Raw genomic sequence first — 21,379 nt, 5'->3', positions numbered from 1 at the left:
CATCGCGTCATGGACGTTTCCCGCATTCGTGCCCTGCGCGGCCCCAACCTGTGGAGCCGCCACACCGCCATCCAGGCCATCGTCAGCTGCAATGGCGACGAAGTGGCCATCGCCAACCTGCCCGGCTTCGAAACCCGCCTGCGCGAGCGCTTTCCGGAGTTGGGCGACCTGATCCCGTCCGATCACCTCGATACCGTGTCGATGGCTCACGCCCTCGAATTCTGCGCCCTCGGCCTGCAGGCCCAAGCCGGCTGCCCGGTGACCTTCAGCCGGACGACGCAGACGGTCGAGGCCGGCATCTACCAGGTCGTCGTCGAATACTCGGAAGAGGATGTCGGCCGCCTGGCTTTCGAATACGCCGAAAAGCTCTGCCTGGCCGCCCTCAACGACACACCGTTCGACCTCGACGGCACGCTGAAGGAATTGCGCGACCTCGACGAAGACATCCGCCTCGGCCCGTCCACCGGCGCCATCGTGGCGGCTGCCCAGGCCCGCGGCATTCCCTTCCGTCGCCTGACCCAGGGCAGCCTGGTCCAGTTCGGCTGGGGCAGCAAGCAGAAGCGCATCCAGGCCGCCGAAACCAGCTTCACCAGCGCCATCGCCGAATCGATCGCGCAGGACAAGGAACTGACCAAGAAGCTGCTGCATGCCTCCGGCGTCGCCGTGCCCTACGGCCGCCCGGTCGATGACGAGGACGACGCCTGGGTCGCCGCCCAGGAAGTCGGCCTGCCGGTCGTCGTCAAGCCGCAGGACGGCAACCAGGGCAAGGGCATTTCGGTCAATCTGACCACCGAGGAACAGGTGCGCAAGGCCTACCGCGTCGCCATCGAGTTCCGCGACGACATCATGGTCGAGAAATACCTGCCCGGCCACGACTGGCGCCTGCTGGTCATCGGCGACAAGCTGATCGCCGCCGCCCGCCGCGATCCGCCGCTGGTCATCGGCGACGGCACGCACACCGTCCGCCAGCTGGTCGATATCGTCAATAGCGATCCGCGCCGCTCCGACGGCCACGCCACCTCGCTGACCAAGATCCGCTTCGACGATATCGCCGTCGCCCGCCTGGCCCAGCAAGGCTTCACCGCCGACACCGTGCCCGGCCGCGGCGTGCGCGTCATCCTGCGCAACAACGCCAACCTGTCCACCGGCGGCACCGCCACCGACGTCACCGACGACGTCCATCCCGACCTCGCCGCCGCCGCAGTCGCTGCCGCCCAGACGGTCGGCCTCGACATCGCCGGCATCGACGTGGTGTGCGACACCATCCTGAAGCCGCTGGAAGACCAGGGCGGCGGCATCGTCGAAGTCAATGCCGCCCCCGGCCTGCGCATGCACCTCGACCCGTCCTTCGGCAAGGGCCGCGCCGTCGGCGAAGCCATCGTCGGCATGATGTTCCCCAATGGCCCCAACGGAAAACCCGAAAACGCCCGCATCCCGGTCGTCGCCATCGCCGGCACCAACGGCAAGACGACCACCAGCCGCCTGATCGGCCGCATTTTCGAGGCCAACGGCCAACGCGTCGGCATGACCAGCACCGACGGCGTCTATATCGAAGGCCGGCAGATCGACAACGGCGACTGCTCCGGCCCGCGCAGCGCGCGCAACGTGCTGATGCATCCGGACGTCGATGCCGCGGTGTTCGAGACCGCCCGCGGCGGCGTGCTGCGCGAAGGCCTCGGCTTCGACATGTGCGATGTCGCCGTGGTGACCAATATCGGCATCGGCGACCACCTCGGCCTCAACTACATCACGACGGTGGACGAGCTGGCCGTGGTCAAGCGCGTCATCGTCGAGAACGTTTCGCCCAAGGGCATGGCCGTGCTCAATGCGGCCGACCCGCAGGTCACCCGCATGGCGGCGCACTGCCCCGGCAACGTCACCTTCTTCGCCCGCGACAAGGCCAACCCGGTGCTCGCCACCCACCGCGCCCAGAACAAGCGCGTCGTCTATGCCAACGACGAAGGCATCGTCTGCCAGGAAGGCCGCAAGAGCTACCGCATTCCGTTCTCCGCCATTCCGCTGACCCGCAACGGCAGCATCGGCTTCCAGGTCGAGAACGCCATGGCCGCCACGGCCACCGGCTGGGCCCTGGGCCTCGACTGGGCGGTGATCGAAAAGGCGCTGGCCGGCTTCGTCAGCGACGCCGCCACCGCCCCCGGCCGCTTCAACGTCTTCGACTACAAGGGTGCGACGCTGATCGCCGACTACGGCCACAACCCGGATGCCATGCAGGCCCTGGTCCAGGCCGTCGAAGGCATGAAGTCGGTGCGCCGCTCGGTGGTCATCAGCGGTGCCGGCGACCGGCGCGACGACGACATCCGCCAGCAGACCGAAATCCTCGGCCAAGCCTTCGACGATGCCATCCTCTACCAGGACGCCTGCCAGCGCGGCCGGGAAGACGGCGAAGTCGTCGCCCTGCTCCGCGACGGACTGAAGCACGCCAAGCGCACCAAGCGCATCGACCAGATCACCGGCGAATTCAAGGCCATCGATCTGGCGCTGGAACGCCTGCAACCGGGGGACCTGTGCCTGATCCTGATCGACCAGGTCGAGGAGGCGCTGGCCCATATCACGCGGCGCATCGCGGAAGCAGCCTGATCCGGCACCCCGACAAAAAGCCCGGCACACGCCGGGCTTTTTGCTTTGACGACCCGGAAACGGAAAAACCCTACAAATTGTCTGGAAATTCACGCTTTGACGCCGGGAATACCGCTCGTCATATGCTGAAAGTCATAGCCGGCCGATATAATGTGGATATGAAAGCGGTCCGCATTCTCGCTTCCCTGTTGCTTGCCGTGCTTCTTCTGCTCGTTTTCGGATGGGCCCTATCGCCCCACGACGTCGCCGAAGCACCCGAGGCTGCCCTGCCGGCCATCCCGGTAAAATGGGAACATCAGGCCTTGCGCCCGCTGCTCGCCGCTGCCGCCCCGCTGTCGGCCAAGGCAGAACTCGGCCAGCGCCTCTTTTTCGAACCTCGCCTGTCGCGGGACGACACCCTTTCCTGCTCTACTTGCCATGACCTGAGCCACGGCGGCATCGACCGCAAGCCGGTCTCCATCGGCGTCGGCGGCCAGCTCGGGCCGATCAATGCGCCGACCGTATTCAACGCCAGCCTCAATTTCGTCCAGTTCTGGGATGGCCGTGCCGCCACGCTGGAAGAGCAGGCCGCCGGCCCGGTGCACAACCCACTCGAAATGGACTCCAGCTGGCCGCAAGTCATCGCCAAGCTGCTGCAGGACGATAGCTATCGCAGCGCCTTCGCCAGACTCTACCCGGCTGGCATCAGCAGCGAAGCGATCACCGATGCCATCGCCGCTTTCGAACGGACGCTGACCACGCCGAACAGCCGTTTCGACCGCTTCCTGCTCGGCGACGGCAATGCGCTGAATGACCAGGAACAGCACGGCTACCGGCGCTTCCTCGAACTCGGCTGCGCCAGCTGCCACCAGGGGGTCGGCATCGGCGGCAATATGTACCAGCGCTTCGGCGTGATGGCCGACTATTTTCGCGGACGCCCCGAGAACACAGCCGACCTCGGCCGCTTCAACGTCACCGGCAAGGCGGAGGACCGCCATGTCTTCAAGGTGCCGGGGCTGCGCAACGTCGCGCTGACCGCCCCTTACTTCCACGATGCCTCGGCCAAAACCCTGGAAGAAGCGGTCATGGTCATGGGCCGTTACCAGCTTGGGCGCCAGTTGTCGAACGACGACGTGCATGCCATCGTCGCCTTCCTCGGTACGCTGACCGGCGAATGGCAAGGCAAGGTTCTCGAATGAACGCGCCCGACCTGAACCAGCCGGAAGACCGCAATCCATGGCATATCGGGATCAGCGGACCGTGGACCGTGCTCGGCGCGCTGCTCTGCATCGCCTTGCTGACCTGGACCTTCGTCAACTCCGCCGCCGTCTCCCCGGAGAGCCATGCCGATTACACCCGCCGGCTACGCGATTTGCGCGAGATCGACACTCTGGTCGATGGCGAACTGCTGGCCAACCGCCTGGAGCTGGTGCGCAACTACGACGCCCTGACCGAGCGGATCGGCCAAGCCGAAAGTATCGTGCGCACCATCCAGCACCCGCCGGCCTTTCTCGATCCGGCGGCGCGCGAGTCGATCGGCCGCGAGGCTGCCGATCTCGCCCGCACCGTCGGCCGCAAAGCCGAACTGATCGACCGCTTCAAGCGCGAGAACGCCGTATTGCGCAATTCGCAGGCCTATTTCCCGGTGGCCGCCGAAGAGCTGCTCGAACGCCCGGCCTTGACCCTGCGGCCTGCTCTGCGCCAGCAGACGGAGCACTACGTCCGCGCCATGCTCGCCTTCACACGCACGCCCAGCATCGAAGGCAGCCTGCGCGTCGCCCGGCATGTCCAGCAGTTGCGCGCCCAACCGCAGGCCGCGGCGGCCGGCGAGGCGATCGCCAACCTGCTGGTACACGGCGAGCAGATCACCCAGCACCTGCTCGACCTTGATCGCCTGACGCAGGAAATCGTCGCCTTGGGCAGCCGCCAGCAAATGGAAAAGCTGTTCCTCGACTACGCCCGCGCCCATGACCAGGCATCGGCCCGGGCCGGCCGCTACCGTAGCCTGCTCTACGCCGAGGCCATCCTGCTCGCTGCCTTTCTCGCCTGGTTCATCTTCCGCCTCGAGCGCACCCGCCAGTCGCTGAGCCGCGCCCACCGCGAACTCAGTGCCCGCTATGCCGCGCAACTGGCCGTCGAAAAGCAGCTGTCGCTGCACGCCACCGCCTTCCGCAGCGCGCACGACGGCATCACGCTGACCGACGCCGACGGCATGATTCTCGACGTCAACCCGGCCTTCACCCGCATCACCGGCTGGGAGCGCGACGAAGTCATCGGCCGCAGCCCGCGCATGTTCAAATCCGGCCGCCACGACGAGGCCTTCTACCAGGCGATGTGGCAGAGCATCCGCGAAACCGGCAGTTGGCGCGGCGAAATCTGGAACCGCAACAAGTTCGGCGACATCTATCCCGAACTGCTGTCGATTTCCGCCGTCCGTAACGCGGAAGGCAAATTGAGCAACTACGTCGCCGTCTTCGCCGACATCCGCCGCATCAAGGCGCAGGAACAGCAGCTCACCCAACTCGCCTATTACGACGCCCTGACCGAACTGCCCAACCGCGTCCTGCTCGCCGACCGCCTCGGCCAGGGCATCGCCCAGGCGCGGCGCACCGGCACGTCGATTGCCATCTGCTATCTCGATCTCGACGGTTTCAAGCCGATCAACGATACCTGGGGCCACCTGACCGGCGACAAGGTGCTGATCGAGATCGCCCGCCGCCTGCAGGGTGCCCTGCGTGGCGGCGACACCGTGGCCCGCCTGGGCGGCGACGAATTCGTCCTGCTCCTGCACGATATCGACGGCCATGCCGAAGCCCGCGAGGCGGCGCTGCGCATCCTGCAGCTGATCTCCACGCCACTGACCCAGGTGCCGGGCAATATCTCCATCTCGGCCAGCATGGGCATCACCCTGTTCCCCAACGACGACGCCGACCCCGACACCTTGTTGCGCCACGCCGACCAGGCGATGTACCACGCCAAGGAGGCGGGCAAGAATTCCTGCCACCTGTTCGATACCGAACAGGACAAGTTCAAGCGCAGCCGCCAGGATCGTTACCTGCGTATCGAACAGGCGCTGGACAACCAGGAATTCCGTCTCTACTACCAGCCCAAGGTCGATCTCCGGCAGGGCACGGTGATCGGTGCCGAAGCGCTGATCCGCTGGCAGCACCCGGAACGCGGCCTGCTGCCGCCGGTCGATTTCCTGCCGCTGATCGAGGACGACGACCTGATCAAGCTGATCGGCGACTGGGTCATCGAATCCGCCCTTCAGCAGATGGAAACGTGGCAGGCGGCCGGCTTCGCCATCCCGGTCAGCGTCAATATCGCGGCCCGGCAGTTGCAGGCGCCGGAATTTATAGAGAAGCTGAAAGCCATCCTCTACCTGCACCCCGAAGTCGCCCATCGCCTCGAGCTGGAAATTCTCGAAACGGCCGCCCTCGAAGACGTGGTCAAGAGTTCGCGCGTTATCGATGAGTGCCGCCAGCTGGGCATCCGCTTCGCGCTCGACGACTTCGGCACCGGCTATTCGTCGCTGACTTACTTGAAGCGTCTGCCCGCCGAGACCATCAAGATCGACCAGAGCTTTGTCCGGGAAATCCTCAACGACAGCCACAACCTGGTGATCGTGCGCAGCGTGATCGGCCTGGCCCGCTCTTTCCAGCGCGAAGTCATCGCCGAAGGCGTGGAAACCGTCGAACACGGCCGCTTCCTGATCCAGCTCGGGTGCGACCGTGCCCAGGGGTTCGGCATCGCCAAACCGATGCCGGGCGACGCCTTCGCCGACTGGGCCAGGCAGTGGCAAGCGCCGGCGGAATGGCGGACGATCAGCGACATCAAGTGGGACGAAACGGTCTATCCCTTGCTGATCGCCGAAGTCGCGCATCGCAGCTGGGTCGAGCAGCTAGCCTTCGCGCTCGAGCACGATCAGGCGCCGCCGCACCGGCGCGTGCATGATTATCGCCAGTGCCAGTTCGGCCAATGGCTGGCCAGCGAAGGCGCCGGCTTCTGCAAACGCCTGCCGGCCTTTCAGGCGATCGAGGCGCCGCACCGCCGCCTGCACCGGATTGCCGACGCCATCGACATCTGCTGGCGCGACGGCAAGACCGGCGAGGCGCGCGCCCTGCTTCCCGGGCTGCTTGCCACCCGCGACGAGGTATTGGCCATCCTGCACCAGTTGCAGATCGAGAGCAGCGCCCAGCCGCTGGTCCATACCTGAATCTTGCTCAACGCATCGCAGTAACCTAACCACCCGATGGTTACTGCTCAGTACTATCCCCCAACGAAAAAGCCCGGCTTGTGCCGGGCTTTTAATTCGTTTCATCGGTATGAAGGTATCTGGCAAGCGATGCCTCTACACCGACCTCGCAGACCGCTCGCTAACAACTCCACATCGGCGGAATTTCCGGCTTGTGCCAGTTCACGCTTAACGTTGGGTTACGAGAAATCGACCCAGACGGTCTGGCGATAATCCTGCCAGCTCTCCAACTACCTGATTGATGCCATTGCCAAGCAACCACCAGGCATTTCCATACGGCAATACGGTAATGCTCAAATCCTTGCACAGTTTGCGAGCCTGCGCTCTTTCTTGTTCTATATTCATTCAGTATTCAATTTTCACCTTGGTCAAAAACGCTTGACCCGAGGTGCTACGGGAGTACGTCCCTCAATGTGCCGGAAGGTGATACGCCCCTTGCTCAGGTCATACGGTGACAGTTCGAGCGTCACCTTGTCACCGGCCAGAATGCGGATGTGGTGCTTGCGCATCTTGCCGGCAGTGTAGGCAACGAGCGAATGACCATTTTCCAGGGTGACGAGAAAGCGTGAGTCGGGCATTACGTCCGAAACGACGCCTTGCATCTCGAGCAATTCTTCTTTGGCCATGGCGGCCTCCATTCAGGGGATGAGGTGGTCTGACAGGCGTCAGACCACGAGGAAAACGGGCGCCGAACGGGCCCGCTTCAAAAACTTAAGCAGCCTGGATGTTGCTGGCTTGCTTGCCCTTCGGGCCGGTGGTCACTTCAAAGCTGACGCGCTGACCTTCGGCCAGGGTCTTGAAACCTTGCGACTGAATGGCCGAAAAATGCGCGAACAGGTCTTCGCCACCACCATCGGGGGTGATGAAGCCAAAACCTTTGGAATCGTTAAACCACTTGACGGTACCTTGTGCCATATCTTGAATCTCCGAAACAGTTACGGGGCATAGCCCCTGGGTGGGGCGAGATCAAGACGGCGAGGTAAGAATGGGGGGAATGGCGCCGCAGAACTACGGGAACTAAACCAACAAGACGACTACACTACTTGAAATTCGCTGCAGTGCACAATACGCACTATTGCCCCAGATAGCAAACGAATTCCGCGTCCCGCCGGAAAATTTCCCGAACCGAACCGGCCAGTGCCCGGAAACCGCGTTCACGCACCTTCCGGCCATAGCCGCGACCACTAGCTGCCGATGCGTAGCCCGGACTTCTTCAGAATACGGGTCGAATACAAGATATCGCTGCCCCCACAGGCAGCACCGAGCAGTGCGCGGATTTCGGCTGCCTTGGCGGCGCATTCGTCACGCGAAGCCCCATGCACCATGGCGAACAGGTTGTACGGCCAAGCCGGCATGGCGCGCGGCCGGCGGTAGCAATGAGTGACGAAATCGAGCCCGCCGACCACGGCGCCGAGTGCGTCCACCTGTTCGTCGGCGACGTCCCATACCGTCATGCCATTGGCCGTCCAGCCGATGGCGTAGTGGTTGGGCACTGCGCCGATACGGCGTATCACTCCGGATTCGACCATGTTGCGCAAACGCTGCATGACTTCGTCGGCACCGATCCCCAGCTGCTCGGCAATGGCCGCATAAGGCCGCGGTACCAGCGGCAGGCCGCCCTGGGTGGCGACAATCAGGGCGCGGTCGGTTTGATCGATCACAGCCTGGCCTCCAGCTTCATTTCGACGAAATATTCCCGTTCCTTCGGGAAGGCATAGACCGGCAAGCCGGTGTCGTGTTCGATACGGGCGATGGCTTCGGCTATCCCCGCTTTGCTTTCCGTGGCCAGCACGAACCACATGTTCAAGGCGTGTTCGCGCCGATAGTTGTGGGCCACCTGCGGCAGGGCATTAACCTGGCTCGCCACCTCTTCGTAGCGCTCCTCCGGTGCGGCCAGCGCCGCCAGCACGAAGGCGCCGCCCATTTCCTCGATCTGGAACATCGGCCCGAAACGGGTCAGCACCTTGTCGGCCAACAACTGCTGCAGGCGCTCGAGCAACTCGCTTTCGCCGATGCCGAGCTGGGCGGCCGCCGCGGCGTAGGGCTGCTCGCAAATCGGGAAATCGCCCTGCAAGGTGGCCAGTATCCGGCGATCCAACGCTGACAATTCAGGCATAACGCGCCCCGTTCTGCTTGAAGCGCGTCAGCGAAAAGAGGGTTTCATGGGCGCAGCTTTCCAGGCCGTGGCGGCGGCGCAGGTCGGCGATGGTCGCCTCGACCTCGCCGCGCTCGCGGCCATGGATCATGCAGAACAGGTTGTACGGCCACTCCGGCAGGCAGCGCGGCCGGCGGTAGCACAGGGTCACGGCCGGCTCTTCGGCCAGGGCGCGGCCCATGTCGCTGACCCGGTCGTCGGGAATGTCGTGCACCAGCATGGCATTGGCCCGGTAGCCCAGTTCGTGATGGCGGACGACGACGCCGAAACGCTTGATCGCCCCCTCTTCCAGCCACCGGCGGATACGGCCGAGCACTTCGCTCTCCGAACTGCCGACGCGGCTGGCAATCAGCTGGAAAGGCCGGATGAACATGGGCAGGCCTTCCTGCAGCACGGAAATCAGCCGTCGTTCGATCTCGCCGATGGGCTGGGCCGGCGCCACCGGCCGGGCGGCGGCGACATTCTTCTTCGCTTCGCCGGCCAGCGAGAAACCGAGATCGATATGGAATTCCTCGAGCAGCGGCAAGGGCATCAGCGGATAACCGGCGGCCTGCGCGATGGCGCCCAGCGTTGCCTGCAGACGGCCTTCGCTGGCGGCGGTGACGACGAACCACAGGTTGTAGCGGTGCTCCCGCTCGTAGTTGTGATTGACCTCGGGAAAGCGATTGACCGCTGCGGCCACCGCTTCCAGTTTTTCCGGCGGCACCGCCATGGCGGCCAGGGTCGAGGCGCCGATGCGCTTGGGGGCGAAGACGGCGCCGACCCGCGAGATCTTGCCTTCGCGGCGCAGGTTGTCGAGGCGGCCGAGCACCAGCTTTTCGGCCACCCCCAGGCGCGAGGCCAATTCGGCAAACGGCGCCGGGCAGAGCGGAAAATCGCGCTGAAAGTCGTTCAGCAGGTGAAAGTCTAAGGTGTCGTCCATCAGAAGCCGATGCGCGCGGCGCGCGAAGTGAAGAAGATGCCGGACGGGCTGTCGGCCGGGATTTCGCCCAGCTTGGCGAAGTTTTCGGTGTTGTAGATCACCACCTTGTTGTCGTCGCGCGCGGAGAGCCAGACGTTCTCGCCGCGCGGCGCGAATTCCATGTGCAGGATGCCCTTTCCCGGCTCCATGCGATGCACCACCTGGCCGGCCAGGGTATCAATGACATCAACCTTGCCATTGTCGGGGAAGGCGAAATTGACCCAGATCTGGCGCCCGTCGGGGCGAGCCATGACGAATACCGGCTGGCCGCGCACCGGAATGCGGCCGACTTCCTTCCAGGTCGCGACATCAACGACCAGCACCTCGTGGCGGCCGATCGCCGGCAGGTAGGCCTTGCCCTGCGCCACCGACCAGCCGCGCAGGTGCGGCATCTTGAACACCGGCAGCTTTTCCTCGCCGCGGCCGTATTTTTCGAGAATCTTGCGGGCGCCCTTTTCCGGCTGCCACAGGTCGAGCAGGGCGATGCCGTCCTCGCCGAACAGGCCGGCCATGAAATAGCGCCCATCCGGCGTCACCAGGCCATCGTAGGGCTGGCTGCCGGCCGGGAAGCGCTGGGTCTTCGGCTGTTTCGGATCGCTGAAATCGGTGATGCGGATTTCGCCGCCCTCGAACAGCGCATAGGCGAACTTGTTGCCGGCCGTATCGGCCAGGCCGACCACCTTGGAGAATTGCCCCGGCGCATGTTCGGCCGGTACTTCGGAGAGCAGTTCCAGGGTTTCGGCATCGAAGGCCTTGATGCCGCCCGGTGTGTAGTTCTGGGCGACGACGATGCGGCCATCCTGCGAAATCGAGCCGCCGATAGCGTTGCCGGACTGGATGACGCGCTTGACGATTTTCGCTTCGAGCAGATCGATCTTGGTCAGCCCGCCGTCGCGGCCGAAGATGAAGGCATAGCGGCCATCACGCGAATAGACGGCGGAGGCGTGCGACAGATCGCCCAGGCCGCCGATGCGGGCATACGGCTGGCGCGATGTGGTATTGACCAGCGTGACGTAGCCCGACGAGCGTTCGATGATCAGGCCAAGATCGCCCGTACCCCGCACTTGTGGGCCGGCACAGGCATTGAGCAACAGGGCGAGGAACAGACTCAGCAGCAGGCGCATCGGATTCTCACTCGGGGAATTTCGTCATCAGTTTATCGACTATCCAGGCCGCCTCGGCTTCGGACATGAATTGCTTCCAGGGCGGCATCGGCGTTCCCGGGCGGCCATAATAAATGGTCGCCACCAGTCCTTCGACCGGCTTGTCGCGCAAGGTTTCCGGCAACAGTGCCGGCCCCAGCCCGCCTTTCAGCGTCATGCCGTGACAGGAGCCGCAATCCTGGCGCACCAGATGGACCAGTTCCTTCTGTCGCTGCGCATCGGGCTCCGCGGCCCACGCGGCCGTCGCCAGCAACAACAAACCCCATACGACCTTACTCGCCGACAACGACAACACCTTTCATTTCCGGATGCGGACCGCAATGATAGTCGTAACGTCCGGCCTGCTCGAAGCGGCGCTCCCAGCTTTCGTCGGGAAACATCCGTTCGGACTCCAGCCCGCCTTCGGCCGGGAAGAGCACCGAATGGCTGGTCCGCTTTTCGCGATTGGTCCACCGCACGCTATCGCCGACCTTGATGCTGACCTCGGCCGGCTGAAACTGGTAGCCGGCGATGGTCACCTCGGCAACCGTCTGCGCCGCGGCAGAAAAAGAAAGGAGCGCCAGCAACAGCGGCGCTCCTTTCAGCACTGGCCAACCGGACTGCATCGTGATTCCGGAGGGCATGCGGGATTTACTGCTTGGCAGCCTTCACGTCGCCGTCAGTACCCAGGCCGATGGTCTGGCCGAAGGAGACGTGATGGAAACGGCCGGCGGCGTTGTCGGCGTGGATGGCGATGCCGAACGGCACGGCCTTGCCCGGGGCCAGCACGGCGTTACCGGCCAGCTTGCGCGTGAAGGTGACGGTGTAGGTATCGCCCGCCTTGGCGCCTTCGGCCGAGGCGCCGGCCTTGCCGCCTTCCATGTTGCGCTTGTCGGCGACGAAGCCGTCGACCGACTTGCCGCTGCTCTTCCACTGGATCAGGTCCAGCGCACCGGCCGAGACATACTTGGTCTTTTCCTTGCCCTTCGGCATGCCCTTGGCATCTTCGTGACAGGCCGACCAGCAACCGGCCTGGTCACCCAGCGGCACCTTGTCGTTCGGGAACATGATGGTGGCCTTGACTTCGTTGTCCTTGTCGGAATGGTCGAAACCACCCGTCGGTGCCTTGAAGGTCAGACGCACGTAGAGATTGGTGGCGTCGTAGGCAGCCTGCACCGTGACCGGGTAGGTCAGGGTCTTCGGGGCGCCCTTGGGCTCCATTTCCTTGCTGGCTAGGCGCTTGGTATCGAGGCTCAGCTTGCCGTCCTCGATGTGGCAACCGGCACAGGCTTCGCCCTTCTTCAGGCCGCTCGCCCCGCTGTGCTCGCCCTTGCCCTGCAGCCACTCGATCGGCGATGCGCCCGGATGGAATACGTGAATATTGCTCTTGCCGACCTTGGCCCAGTCCGGAGCCGCCATGGCGGACTGCGCGCCCAAAGCCAGGAAGGCGCCTGCCACAGCCAGTGAAACGAAATTCTTGCTCATCGTGGTTGTCTCCACAAAATTGATACGTAACTTAACTGGAAGATTATTGCCGTTACATATGCTACGGGGGCTTGCGCCCCCGTAGCTTTAAGTCACATCAAACAATCAACAGTCGATCAGTAGATATCGTGCTGGGTGTTGTAGACGTTGAACTTGCCGGTCGGCGTGATCATCTTCGGATCGGTGATCACCTTCTTCAGCTTGAGCGTGGCGTCGTCATAAACCACGATGGCGGACTGGTCGGTCTTGCCACCCCACAGCGAGATCCAGACTTCCTTGCCGTCAGCCGAGTATTCCGGATGCACGGCGCGCTTGGTCGCCTTGGTTGCCGGGAGGCCGGAATCCTTGGCCACGTTCAGGATGGCCTTCGGCTTGGACAGGTCGGACATATCCCAGACGGAGACCGATTCGGCCAGATCCTTGTCCGGGTTCTGCGGCGAGTCGGCCCACAGGTTCTTGGACTTCGGATGGGTCTTGACGAACAGGTTGCCCGGCACGTGCTTCACTTCCTGGACGACCTTCCAGTTGTATTCCTTGAACTTGGCGTTCTTCTTGTCGTCGGACGGCGTCGAGATCAGGGTCACCACGTCGGCACCGAGGTGGCCGGTGGCCCAGACGGGACCGAACTTCGGATGGACGAAGTTGGCGCCACGGCCCGGGTGCGGGATCTTGGCGACATCGACCAGGGCAGCCAGCTTGCCGGTCTTGGTATCGACCGCGGCGATCTTGTTGGAGGCGTTGGCCGCCACCAGGAAGTAACGCTTGGAAGCATCCCAGCCGCCGTCATGCAGGAACTTGGCGGAACCGATAGTGGTGGTCTTCAGGTTCTTGATGTCGGAATAATCGACCAACAGGATCTGGCCGGTTTCCTTGATGTTGATGACCCATTCCGGCTTGGTGAAGGAAGCGACGATGGAGGCGACGCGCGGTTCCGGATGGTATTCGCCATCGACGGTCATGCCGCGGGTGGAAACGACCTTCAGCGGCTTCAAGGTGTCGCCGTCCATGATCACGTACTGGGGCGGCCAGTAGGAGCCGGCCACGGCGTACTTGTCTTCGAAGCCCTTGAACTTGGAGGTATCGACGGAACGTGCATCGAAGCCGATCTTGACTTCAGCCACGACTGCCGGCTTTTCCATCCACAGGTCGATCAGCGACAGGCGGCCGTCACGGCCGATCACGTACACATAGCGGCCGGAAGCGGACAGGCGCGAGATATGCACGGCATAGCCGGTCTTGACGATGCTGACGATTTCCTTGGTGTCGCCGTCGATCAGAGCGACTTCGCCGGTGTCACGCAGGGTGACCGAGAAGACGTTCTTCAGGTTGATCTTGTTCATCTGCTGCTTCGGACGCTGATCGACCGGAACGATGATCTTCCAGGAATCCATTGTGTCCTTGAAGCTGTATTCCGGCGGCACATCCGGGGTGTTCTGGATGTACTTGGCCATCAGCGTCAACTCTTCCTTGGTCAGGATGTCGTCGAAGTTCACCATGCCGCCGTCGGTGCCGTAGCCGATGATCTTTTCCAGACGCTGCTGGCCGAGCTTGAGGGTACCGCCTTCGGTGACGTTGCCGTCCTTGTCCTTCTTGGTCCAGTGCGGCTCGAGGTTCTTGCCGGTGGCGCCCTTGCGCAGCACGCCGTGACAGCCGGCGCAACGCTCGAAATAAATCTTCTTGGCCTGTTCCTTCTCGGCTGCCGTCATCGAGGGAGCGGCCTTGGCAGCTTCCTGGGCAAAGGCGGAACCCATGGCGGCAGCCATGGCGGTCAAGGCGATCATTCCCACTACAGATCTTTTCATCTTTCCTCTCCTAGAACGAAATAGTTCGCGCCATAACCCCCTGACGCGATGTCCGCTAGGTTGCGCCGGAGCGCCTTTACCATCCTTGATACTCATCAATCTTTTCTCCATGCGAATTTCTTTGCATTCAACGAGATATAGACACATATAACTATGCTACTAATACTTTTTAACTACCAACCATCAAATCGTTGATGTCCGCTATTGGCAGGGGCGGCTTACCGCATTAGGATGGCCGCCCAAAGGCAGAGAGAATCCATGAACAATCCATCGAAACTGCAAGGCGGAAAGGTCTGGCTGGTCGGCGCCGGCCCTGGTGACCCCGAGCTTCTGACCATCAAGGCGGCCCGCCTGATTTCGCAAGCCGACGCCCTCGTGTACGACCATCTTGTCGGTAGCGGCATCATGGATCTGGCCCGTGCCGACGCACACGTCATCTACGCTGGCAAGGAATCGTCCAAGCACACCATGCCGCAGGGCGACATCAACCAGTTGCTGGTCGAACTGGCCCGTGAAGGCTTGTCCGTCGTTCGCCTCAAGGGGGGCGACCCCTTCATTTTCGGGCGCGGCGGCGAAGAACTCGAAACCCTGGCCGCCTCCGGCGTACCCTTCGAAGTCGTCCCCGGCGTGACCGCAGCGGCGGGCTGCGCCGCCTATTCCGGCTTTCCGCTGACCCATCGCGAACACGCCCAGGCAGTCACCTTCGTTACCGGTCACCTCAAGGACGGCACGGTCAATCTGGACTGGCCCGGCCTCGCCCGCCCCAACCAGACGGTCGTGTTCTACATGGGCATCGGTGCCGCCGCCGAAATCTGCCGGCAGATGATCAATCACGGACTGCCGTCGCTCACGCCGGCCGCCGTGGTCCGCAACGGCACCCAGGCTGACCAGCAGACCGTGCTCGGCACGCTGGGCACCTTACCGCATCGTATCGCCGAATCAGGCATCAAGCCGCCGGCTTTGATCGTGGTCGGCAGCGTCGTCGGCTTGCACGAAAAGCTCAGTTGGTTCGAAAAGCAATGAAATACCTGTGGCTCATCGCCGCCCTCTTTGCCGCGCACGCCCACGCCTATTCCCCGGACGAACTGCGCGGCGACTGCCAGGCGGCTGAAGAAATGTACGCCAAGCAAAAGAGCAGCGATCCTATCCACTCGATCCGCAGTGCCCGCTGCATCGCCTACGTCGCCGGCTTCGCCGATGGTTACGCGGTCAGCGACTATCTGGCCGAAAAGGTCGCGGTCAAGCTCAACGCCTTCTGCCTGCCCAACGATCCGGATCTGTCGATGCGCCTGGTGCGCGCCGTGACCATCCACGTCGAGCGGGTACCGCCGAACACCACCATGAGTACCGCTACCCTTGTCGCCGGCGCGCTGGCCAAAGCCTTTCCATGTAGCGAAGCGCTTGAACCGAAGAAGTGATTCAGGGATAATCCGGCCTCCGATTGCCCCGGTGGCGGAATCGGTAGACGCAGCGGATTCAAAATCCGCCGCCGAAAGGTGTGCCGGTTCGAGTCCGGCCCGGGGCACCAGTTATAAAAATAAAACGGCTTTCCGTAGGGAAGGCCGTTTTTGTTGGTACGCACAAAAACGGCCATGTCACTGACCGTCGACGACTTCGACTTCCCCCTCCCGTCCGAACTGATCGCCCAGCACCCCGCCGCCGAACGGCGCGGCAGTCGGCTGCTGCACGTTGCCGGCGCGCAGCTGGCTGACCGCCGTTTCGCCGACCTGCCGGATTTTCTGCGTGCCGGCAACCTGCTCGTTTTCAACGATACTCGGGTCATCAAGGCGCGCTTTTTCGGCCACAAGGAAACTGGCGGCCAAGTCGAGATCATGCTCGAGCGCATCGTTGATGCGACGCACGCCATCTGCCAGATCCGCGCCAGCAAGGCGCCGAAGGCGGATTCCCTGCTCACGCTGGCCGATGCCTTCACCGTCCGCATGACCGGCCGGGCCGGCACCGACGGCGATTTCTTCGCGCTGGAACTGGTCGACCACGACGATTTCTGGGAAGTTGCCGAGCAGTACGGCAAGCTGCCGCTGCCGCCCTATATCGAACATCCGGCCGAAGGCGCCGACGAGACGCGCTACCAGACCGTGTATGCCCGCGAGCCGGGCGCCGTCGCCGCGCCGACCGCCGGCCTCCATTTCGACGAAGCCATGCTCGATGCACTGCGCGCCCAGGGCATCAATACCGCCTTCCTGACCCTACACGTCGGCGCAGGCACTTACCGGCCGATGCGCGTCGAGAAAATCGCCGACCACCGCATGCACAGCGAGCGCTTCGACATTCCGCAATCTACGGCCGACGCCATCGCTGCCACACGGGCGGCCGGTGGCCGCGTCATCGCCGTCGGCACGACCAGCCTGCGCGCCCTCGAATCGGCAGCCCATGAAGACGGCACGGTGCGGGTCGGCGAGGCGGAAACCAGCATCTTCATCACCCCCGGCTACCGCTTCAAGGTGGTCGACCGCCTGATCACCAATTTCCACCTGCCGAAATCGACGCTGCTCATGCTGGTTTCGGCCTTCGCCGGCTACGACAACATCCGTGCCGCCTACGCCCACGCGGTGGCCGAGCGCTACCGCTTCTTCAGCTATGGCGACGCCATGCTCCTGGAAAAGACCAATGCAGTTTGAACTCCTGAAAACCGACGGCGCCGCCCGCCGCGGCACGCTGACCCTGAACCACGGCGTGGTGCAGACCCCCGTTTTCATGCCGGTCGGCACCTACGGCACGGTCAAGGCGATGACGCCACAGTCGCTGAACGACATCGGCGCCCAGATCTGCCTGGGCAACACCTTCCACCTGTGGCTGCGCCCGGGCATGGACGTCATCCACGCCCACAAGGGCCTGCACGACTTCATGAACTGGCAGAAGCCCATCCTGACCGATTCCGGCGGCTTCCAGGTCTTCTCGCTCGGCGCCCTGCGCAAGATCACCGAGGAAGGCGTCAAGTTCTCGTCGCCGCACGACGGCGCCAAGCTCTTCCTGTCGCCGGAAATCTCGATGCAGATTCAGCACGTGCTGAATTCCGACATCGTCATGATTTTCGACGAATGCACGCCCTACCCGGCCACCCGCGACGAGGCGGCCAAGTCGATGCGCCTGTCGATGCGCTGGGCGCAGCGTTCGCGCGACGAGCACAACAAGCTGGAAAACAGCAATGCGCTGTTCGGCATCGTCCAGGGCGGGATGTACGAAGACCTGCGCGACGAATCGCTGGCCGGGCTGGACAACATCGGCTTCGACGGCATGGCCATCGGCGGCCTGTCGGTCGGCGAGCCGAAGGAAGACATGGCGCGCATCCTCGACCACGTCGCGCCGAAAATGCCGGCCCACAAGCCGCGCTACCTGATGGGCGTCGGCACGCCGGAAGACCTAGTTTTCGCCGTCAAGCGCGGCATCGACATGTTCGACTGCGTGATGCCGACGCGCAACGCCCGCAACGGCCACCTGTTCACCCGCTTCGGCGACATCAAGATCAAGAATGCCCGCTTCAAGACCGACACCGGCCCGCTCGACCCGTCCTGCACCTGCTACACCTGTACCCAGTTCAGCCGCGCCTATCTGCATCACCTGTTCCGCTGCGGCGAAATTCTCGGCGGCATGCTCAACACCATCCACAACCTGCACTTCTATCAGACCATCATGGCCGAGATGCGCGCCGCCATCGAGGCCGGTAGCCTGACCGAATGGTCCGCCGCCTTTGCCCGCGACCGTTCCACAGGCGGGTGATAGAATCCGTCGTTTCGACTTACAAGCAAATCCGGAGTTACAACAATGATCAGTCTTGCCCACGCCCAAACCGCTGGCGCCGCTGCCGACCCGACCAGCGGCTTCATGCAGCTGCTGCCGATGATCCTGATGTTCGTCGTGCTGTGGTTCCTGATGATCCGCCCGCAGATGAAGAAGGCCAAGGAACACAAGGCCCTGCTCTCCGGCCTGGCCAAGGGCGATGAAGTCGTCACCCAGGGTGGCATCGTCGGCAAGGTGACCAAGGTTGGCGAAAACTACGTCAACGTGGAAATTTCCGAAGGCACCGAAGTCGTCGTGCAAAAGCCGTCGATCGGCCTGGTTCTGCCCAAGGGCACGCTGAAGTCGCTGTAATCACCCCAGAAGGCGGCCGCTGGCCGCCTTTTTCGCATTAAAGCCACCATGAATCGCTACCCCCTCTGGAAGTACATCACCGTCGCCATCGCGCTGGTGCTCGGCTTCGTCTACACCCTGCCCAACTTCTTCGGCGAATCGCCGGCGGTGCAGGTTTCGAGCGCCAAAGCCACGCTCAAGGTCGATCAGAAGACGCAAAGCCGCGTCGAAGAAGCCCTCAAGTCGGCGAGCATCGCCCATGACGGCATCCAGCTCGACTTCAACGGCGTCAAAACCCGCTTCAAGGACACCGACACCCAGTTGAAGGCCAAGGATATCCTGGAAAAGACCTTCAACCCGGATGCCGCCGACCCGCAATACGTCGTCGCCCTCAACCTGCTGGCCGCCTCGCCGCAATGGCTGACCTCGCTGCACGCGCTGCCGATGTACCTCGGCCTCGACCTGCGCGGCGGCGTGCACTTCCTGCTCCAGGTCGACATGAAGGGCGCGCTGACCAAGCGCCTCGATTCGACCTCGGCCGACCTGCGCACCATCCTGCGCGACAAGAACCTGCGCCATGGCGGCGTCAATCGCGAAGGCGACCGCATCGTCATCAAGTTCCGCGACGCCGACACGCAAGGCAAGGCGCGCATCGCCATTTCCGACAGCCAGCCCGATCTGCTGGTGGTCGAATCCGGCGACGCCAGCGAACCACGCTTGGTCGCCACGCTGAAGCCCCAAGCCCAGCAGAAGATCGGCGAATTCGCGCTGAAGCAGAACATCACCACCCTGCACAACCGGATCAACGAACTCGGCGTCGCCGAGCCGGTGATCCAGCAGCAGGGCCAGGACCGTATCGTCGTCCAGCTGCCGGGCGTTCAGGACACCGCCAAGGCAAAGGACATCCTCGGCCGCACCGCGACCCTGGAAATCCGCATGGTCGACGACACGCCGGGCGCGCTGGACGCCGCACTGGCCGGCAACCCGCCGTTCGGCACCGAAGTCTATAGCGAACGCGGCGGCCAGCCGCTGCTCGTCAAGAAGCAGGTCGTGCTGACCGGCGACCGCCTCAACGACGCCCAGCCCGGCTTCGACAACCAGACGCAGGAACCGGCCGTCCACCTCAACCTCGACTCGGCCGGCGCCCGCATCTTCAAGGACATCACCCGCGAAAACGTCGGCAAGCGCATGGCCATCCTGCTCATCGAGAAGGGCAAGGGCGAAGTCATCACCGCGCCGGTCATCCGGACCGAAATCGGCGGCGGCCGCGTGCAGATTTCCGGCCGCATGACGACCTCCGAAGCCAACGACACCGCCCTGCTGCTGCGCGCCGGTTCGCTGGCCGCACCGATGGACATCATCGAGGAACGCACCATCGGCCCGTCGCTCGGCGCCGAGAACATCCAGAAGGGTTTCCACTCGACGATGTGGGGCTTCGCCGCCATCGCCGTGTTCATGATCCTCTACTACCAGATGTTCGGCGTCGTCTCGGTGCTCGCCCTGGCCTCCAACCTGCTGTTCCTGGTCGCCATCCTGTCGCTGCTGCAGGCCACGCTGACTCTGCCCGGCATCGCCGCCATCGCACTGACGCTCGGTATGGCCATCGACGCCAACGTGCTGATCAACGAGCGGGTCCGTGAGGAACTGCGTGCCGGCATGCCGCCGCAGGCGGCCATTTCGGAAGGTTACGAGCGCGCTTTCGGCACCATCCTGGACTCCAACATCACCACGCTGATCGCCGGCCTCGCCCTGCTCATCTTCGGCTCCGGCCCGGTGCGCGGCTTCGCCGTGGTGCACTGCCTGGGCATCCTGACCTCGATCTTCTCGTCGGTCGTCGTCTCGCGCGCCCTGGTCAACCTGATCTACGGCCGCCAGAAGAAGCTGACCAAGGTCGCCATCGGCCAAGTATGGAAGCCCGGCGTCACCGCCGGCGCCCAGAAATAAGGAAACACCGACATGGAATTTTTCCGTATCAAAAAAGACATTCCGTTCATGCGCCATGCGCTGACGTTCAATGTCATCTCGCTCGTCACCTTCGTCCTCGCCGTCGTCTTCCTGTTCACCAAGGGCCTGCACCTGTCGGTCGAATTCACCGGCGGCACGCTGGTCGAGGTCAAGTACCAGCAGGCGGCCGACCTCGAGAAGATCCGCGGCGCACTGGGCAAATCGGGCTTTTCCGACTACTCGGTGCAGAACTTCGGCTCGTCGCAGGACGTCATGATCCGCCTGCCGCTCAAGGGCGACCAGAACACCTCGCAACTCGGCGAAACGGTCATGAAGGCGCTGGAAGCCGACGCCCCGGGCGCCGCCCTGTCGCGCGTCGAGTTCGTCGGCCCGCAGGTCGGCAAGGAACTGGCCGAGAACGGCGCCATGGCGCTGCTGCTGGTCGTCATCGGCATCGTCATCTACCTCGCCTTCCGCTTCGAATGGCGTTTTTCGGTGTCGGCCATCATCGCCAACCTGCACGACGTGGTGATCATCCTCGGCTTCTTCGCCTTCTTCCAGTGGGAATTCTCGCTATCGGTGCTGGCTGCGGTACTCGCCGTGCTCGGCTACTCGGTCAACGAGTCGGTCGTCGTCTTCGACCGCGTCCGCGAAACCTTCAAGAAGGTGCGCGGCCTGAGCACGCCGGAAGTCCTCGACCACGCCATCACCAGCACCATCAGCCGGACGATCATCACCCACGGCTGTACGCAGCTGATGGTGCTGTCGATGCTGATCTTCGGCGGCGAAACCCTGCACTACTTCGCCATGGCGCTGACCATCGGCATCTGCTTCGGCATCTATTCGTCGGTACTGGTCGCCAGCCCGCTGGTCATGTGGCTGGGCGTCTCGCGCGAGCAGTTCATCAAGCAGAAGAAGGTCGTCGAAGGCGCCAACGAGGAAGGCGCTGTCGTTTAAGCGAGCGCCGCC

At 63.5% G+C, this 21,379-nt stretch carries 20 protein-coding genes and 1 tRNA gene; 11 read left to right on the top strand and 10 right to left on the bottom strand.

The genetic code is table 11. The annotated features are described in order from the left end of the window. Window positions 1-9: 9 nt before the first annotated feature. From cphA to LZ012_RS18250, 3 genes are all read left to right on the top strand, one after another. Window positions 10-2,598, top strand: a complete 2,589-nt coding sequence (gene cphA / locus LZ012_RS18260) for a cyanophycin synthetase (protein ID WP_275712360.1) — start codon at window positions 10-12, stop codon at window positions 2,596-2,598. A gap of 158 nt (window positions 2,599-2,756) precedes the next feature. Beyond that, complete coding sequence (locus LZ012_RS18255; protein ID WP_275712392.1) at window positions 2,757-3,776, top strand: cytochrome-c peroxidase; 1,020 nt, start codon at window positions 2,757-2,759, stop codon at window positions 3,774-3,776. Then, window positions 3,773-6,793: an EAL domain-containing protein gene (locus LZ012_RS18250; protein ID WP_275712359.1), complete on the top strand. Its 3,021-nt coding sequence runs from the start codon at window positions 3,773-3,775 to the stop codon at window positions 6,791-6,793. Before LZ012_RS18255 ends, LZ012_RS18250 begins: the two co-directional genes overlap by 4 nt. 407 nt (window positions 6,794-7,200) lie before the next feature. Here LZ012_RS18250 and infA read toward each other — a convergent pair whose 3' ends face one another. From infA to LZ012_RS18200, 10 genes are all read right to left on the bottom strand, one after another. Then, entirely contained in the window at window positions 7,201-7,458 is a 258-nt protein-coding gene (gene infA, locus LZ012_RS18245) for a translation initiation factor IF-1 (RefSeq protein ID WP_275712358.1), read from the bottom strand. 85 nt (window positions 7,459-7,543) lie between these two features. Beyond that, window positions 7,544-7,747 (bottom strand): cold-shock protein, encoded by a 204-nt coding sequence (locus tag LZ012_RS18240; protein ID WP_150429357.1) that lies wholly within the window; start codon window positions 7,745-7,747, stop codon window positions 7,544-7,546. Window positions 7,748-8,016: 269 nt separating this feature from the next. Then, complete coding sequence (gene ahbB / locus LZ012_RS18235; RefSeq protein ID WP_275712357.1) at window positions 8,017-8,493, bottom strand: siroheme decarboxylase subunit beta; 477 nt, start codon at window positions 8,491-8,493, stop codon at window positions 8,017-8,019. After that, a complete protein-coding gene (locus tag LZ012_RS18230; protein ID WP_275712356.1) occupies window positions 8,490-8,948 on the bottom strand; it encodes an AsnC family transcriptional regulator in 459 nt (152 codons plus the stop codon). Before LZ012_RS18230 ends, ahbB (LZ012_RS18235) begins: the two co-directional genes overlap by 4 nt. Continuing rightward, entirely contained in the window at window positions 8,941-9,909 is a 969-nt protein-coding gene (gene ahbB / locus LZ012_RS18225; protein ID WP_275712355.1) for a siroheme decarboxylase subunit beta, read from the bottom strand. Before ahbB (LZ012_RS18225) ends, LZ012_RS18230 begins: the two co-directional genes overlap by 8 nt. After that, the gene (locus LZ012_RS18220) at window positions 9,909-11,072 is read right to left on the bottom strand and encodes a cytochrome D1 domain-containing protein (RefSeq protein ID WP_275712354.1); all 1,164 of its coding nucleotides are present in this window, start codon (window positions 11,070-11,072) and stop codon (window positions 9,909-9,911) included. Before LZ012_RS18220 ends, ahbB (LZ012_RS18225) begins: the two co-directional genes overlap by 1 nt. 7 nt (window positions 11,073-11,079) lie before the next feature. Further along, on the bottom strand, window positions 11,080-11,397 hold the full coding sequence (locus LZ012_RS18215; RefSeq protein WP_275712353.1) for a c-type cytochrome: 318 nt from the start codon (window positions 11,395-11,397) through the stop codon (window positions 11,080-11,082). Continuing rightward, window positions 11,384-11,734 carry a plastocyanin/azurin family copper-binding protein gene (locus LZ012_RS18210; RefSeq protein WP_275712352.1) on the bottom strand — a complete coding sequence of 117 codons (351 nt, stop codon included), beginning with the start codon at window positions 11,732-11,734 and terminating at the stop codon, window positions 11,384-11,386. The genes LZ012_RS18215 and LZ012_RS18210 overlap by 14 nt, the downstream gene beginning before the upstream one ends. Before the next feature lie 7 nt (window positions 11,735-11,741). Further along, window positions 11,742-12,575, bottom strand: a complete 834-nt coding sequence (locus tag LZ012_RS18205) for an ethylbenzene dehydrogenase-related protein (protein ID WP_275712351.1) — start codon at window positions 12,573-12,575, stop codon at window positions 11,742-11,744. Between the two features lie 116 nt (window positions 12,576-12,691). Then, on the bottom strand, window positions 12,692-14,377 hold the full coding sequence (locus LZ012_RS18200; protein ID WP_275712350.1) for a cytochrome D1 domain-containing protein: 1,686 nt from the start codon (window positions 14,375-14,377) through the stop codon (window positions 12,692-12,694). 258 nt (window positions 14,378-14,635) lie between these two features. Between LZ012_RS18200 and cobA the strand changes: the two genes are divergently transcribed. The 8 genes from cobA (at window position 14,636) to secF (ending at window position 21,367) form a co-directional block, all read left to right on the top strand. Then, window positions 14,636-15,400, top strand: a complete 765-nt coding sequence (gene cobA / locus LZ012_RS18195; protein WP_275712349.1) for a uroporphyrinogen-III C-methyltransferase — start codon at window positions 14,636-14,638, stop codon at window positions 15,398-15,400. Further along, a complete protein-coding gene (locus LZ012_RS18190; RefSeq protein ID WP_275712348.1) occupies window positions 15,397-15,795 on the top strand; it encodes a Rap1a/Tai family immunity protein in 399 nt (132 codons plus the stop codon). Before cobA ends, LZ012_RS18190 begins: the two co-directional genes overlap by 4 nt. A gap of 25 nt (window positions 15,796-15,820) precedes the next feature. Further along, window positions 15,821-15,905, top strand: a tRNA-Leu gene (locus tag LZ012_RS18185). Between the two features lie 64 nt (window positions 15,906-15,969). Then, window positions 15,970-17,016 carry a tRNA preQ1(34) S-adenosylmethionine ribosyltransferase-isomerase QueA gene (queA, locus tag LZ012_RS18180; protein ID WP_275712346.1) on the top strand — a complete coding sequence of 349 codons (1,047 nt, stop codon included), beginning with the start codon at window positions 15,970-15,972 and terminating at the stop codon, window positions 17,014-17,016. Further along, window positions 17,006-18,115, top strand: a complete 1,110-nt coding sequence (gene tgt / locus LZ012_RS18175) for a tRNA guanosine(34) transglycosylase Tgt (protein WP_275712345.1) — start codon at window positions 17,006-17,008, stop codon at window positions 18,113-18,115. Before queA ends, tgt begins: the two co-directional genes overlap by 11 nt. A 45-nt stretch (window positions 18,116-18,160) precedes the next feature. Continuing rightward, the gene (gene yajC, locus LZ012_RS18170) at window positions 18,161-18,487 is read left to right on the top strand and encodes a preprotein translocase subunit YajC (RefSeq protein ID WP_275712344.1); all 327 of its coding nucleotides are present in this window, start codon (window positions 18,161-18,163) and stop codon (window positions 18,485-18,487) included. Window positions 18,488-18,535: 48 nt separating this feature from the next. After that, entirely contained in the window at window positions 18,536-20,410 is a 1,875-nt protein-coding gene (gene secD / locus LZ012_RS18165) for a protein translocase subunit SecD (RefSeq protein ID WP_275712343.1), read from the top strand. Window positions 20,411-20,422: 12 nt separating this feature from the next. After that, window positions 20,423-21,367, top strand: a complete 945-nt coding sequence (gene secF, locus LZ012_RS18160; protein ID WP_275712342.1) for a protein translocase subunit SecF — start codon at window positions 20,423-20,425, stop codon at window positions 21,365-21,367. Window positions 21,368-21,379: the final 12 nt, after the last annotated feature.

It is taken from the genome of Dechloromonas hankyongensis (assembly GCF_022012295.1).
GTDB lineage: Bacteria > Pseudomonadota > Gammaproteobacteria > Burkholderiales > Rhodocyclaceae > Azonexus > Azonexus hankyongensis.
This window is presented reverse-complemented; position numbering and strand designations above follow the sequence as displayed.

Bases quoted from the DNA above. Each gene is read 5' to 3' on its own strand.
- cphA (WP_275712360.1), top strand. From the start codon at position 10: ATGGACGTTTCCCGCATTCGTGCCCTGCGCGGCCCCAACCTGTGGAGC.
- LZ012_RS18255 (WP_275712392.1), top strand. From the start codon at position 2,757: ATGAAAGCGGTCCGCATTCTCGCTTCCCTGTTGCTTGCCGTGCTTCTT.
- LZ012_RS18250 (WP_275712359.1), top strand. From the start codon at position 3,773: ATGAACGCGCCCGACCTGAACCAGCCGGAAGACCGCAATCCATGGCAT.
- infA (WP_275712358.1), bottom strand. From the start codon at position 7,458: ATGGCCAAAGAAGAATTGCTCGAGATGCAAGGCGTCGTTTCGGACGTA.
- LZ012_RS18240 (WP_150429357.1), bottom strand. From the start codon at position 7,747: ATGGCACAAGGTACCGTCAAGTGGTTTAACGATTCCAAAGGTTTTGGC.
- LZ012_RS18230 (WP_275712356.1), bottom strand. From the start codon at position 8,948: ATGCCTGAATTGTCAGCGTTGGATCGCCGGATACTGGCCACCTTGCAG.
- ahbB (WP_275712355.1), bottom strand. From the start codon at position 9,909: ATGGACGACACCTTAGACTTTCACCTGCTGAACGACTTTCAGCGCGAT.
- LZ012_RS18220 (WP_275712354.1), bottom strand. From the start codon at position 11,072: ATGCGCCTGCTGCTGAGTCTGTTCCTCGCCCTGTTGCTCAATGCCTGT.
- LZ012_RS18210 (WP_275712352.1), bottom strand. From the start codon at position 11,734: ATGCCCTCCGGAATCACGATGCAGTCCGGTTGGCCAGTGCTGAAAGGA.
- LZ012_RS18205 (WP_275712351.1), bottom strand. From the start codon at position 12,575: ATGAGCAAGAATTTCGTTTCACTGGCTGTGGCAGGCGCCTTCCTGGCT.
- LZ012_RS18200 (WP_275712350.1), bottom strand. From the start codon at position 14,377: ATGAAAAGATCTGTAGTGGGAATGATCGCCTTGACCGCCATGGCTGCC.
- cobA (WP_275712349.1), top strand. From the start codon at position 14,636: ATGAACAATCCATCGAAACTGCAAGGCGGAAAGGTCTGGCTGGTCGGC.
- LZ012_RS18190 (WP_275712348.1), top strand. From the start codon at position 15,397: ATGAAATACCTGTGGCTCATCGCCGCCCTCTTTGCCGCGCACGCCCAC.
- queA (WP_275712346.1), top strand. From the start codon at position 15,970: ATGTCACTGACCGTCGACGACTTCGACTTCCCCCTCCCGTCCGAACTG.
- tgt (WP_275712345.1), top strand. From the start codon at position 17,006: ATGCAGTTTGAACTCCTGAAAACCGACGGCGCCGCCCGCCGCGGCACG.
- yajC (WP_275712344.1), top strand. From the start codon at position 18,161: ATGATCAGTCTTGCCCACGCCCAAACCGCTGGCGCCGCTGCCGACCCG.
- secD (WP_275712343.1), top strand. From the start codon at position 18,536: ATGAATCGCTACCCCCTCTGGAAGTACATCACCGTCGCCATCGCGCTG.
- secF (WP_275712342.1), top strand. From the start codon at position 20,423: ATGGAATTTTTCCGTATCAAAAAAGACATTCCGTTCATGCGCCATGCG.